Raw genomic sequence first — 1,180 nt, forward strand, 5'->3', positions numbered from 1 at the left:
ATGGCAAAGGAAAAGTTTGAGCGTAATAAGCCGCACGTCAACATCGGCACGATTGGCCACGTTGACCACGGCAAGACCACGCTGACCGCAGCAATCACCAAGTATTTCGGTGACTTCAAAGCGTATGACCAGATTGACGGCGCGCCTGAAGAAAAAGCACGTGGCATCACCATCTCGACCGCCCACGTGGAATACGAGACCGACACGCGTCACTATGCGCACGTCGACTGCCCCGGCCACGCCGACTACGTCAAGAACATGATCACCGGTGCCGCACAGATGGACGGCGCGATCCTGGTTGTGAACGCTGCTGACGGCCCGATGCCGCAGACCCGCGAGCACATCCTGCTGGGCCGCCAGGTTGGCATCCCGACGATGGTCGTGTTCATGAACAAAGTGGATCAGGTTGACGACGAAGAACTGCTGGAACTGGTGGAAATGGAAATCCGCGAGCTGCTGTCTTCGTATGACTACCCCGGCGACGACATTCCGGTCATCGCAGGTTCGGCTCTGGCCGCGATGGAAGGCAACAAGCCGGAAATCGGCGAAGAATCGATCCGCAAGCTGATGGCTGCCGTGGACGAGTACATCCCGACACCTGAGCGCGCTGTTGACCAGCCGTTCCTGATGCCGGTCGAAGACGTGTTCTCGATCTCGGGTCGTGGTACCGTTGTGACCGGTCGTGTCGAGCGTGGCGTGATCAACGTTGGCGACGAGATCGAAATCGTCGGCATCCGTGACACTCAGAAAACCACCTGTACTGGTGTTGAAATGTTCCGCAAGCTGCTGGATCGCGGTGAAGCGGGCGACAACATCGGCGCCCTGCTGCGCGGCATCGACCGTGACGGTGTTGAGCGTGGCCAGGTTCTGTGTAAGCCGGGTTCGGTTACACCGCACACCAAGTTCGAAGCCGAAGCCTATATCCTGACCAAGGAAGAAGGCGGTCGTCACACTCCGTTCTTCGCGAACTACCGTCCTCAGTTCTACTTCCGTACAACTGACGTGACCGGCACCGTGACCCTGGCGGCTGGCACCGAGATGGTTATGCCTGGCGACAACGTGTCGTTCGAGGTTGAGCTGATCGCACCGATCGCGATGGAGCAGGGCCTGCGCTTCGCCATCCGCGAAGGCGGCCGCACGGTCGGCGCCGGCGTTGTGTCGAAGATCGTAGAGTAAGGCG

The 1,180-nt window shown here is 59.6% G+C and carries 1 protein-coding gene; it reads left to right on the plus strand.

Annotation, left to right across the window (positions count from 1 at the left end; all coding sequences use genetic code 11):
* Window positions 1–1,176, plus strand: a 1,176-nt coding sequence (gene tuf / locus AC2FEB_RS23315; RefSeq protein ID WP_117869839.1) for an elongation factor Tu, incomplete at its 5' end; no start/stop codon positions are given.
* Window positions 1,177–1,180 lie beyond the last annotated feature (4 nt).

The sequence above is a fragment of the Ruegeria sp. YTSC106 genome (assembly GCF_059609765.1).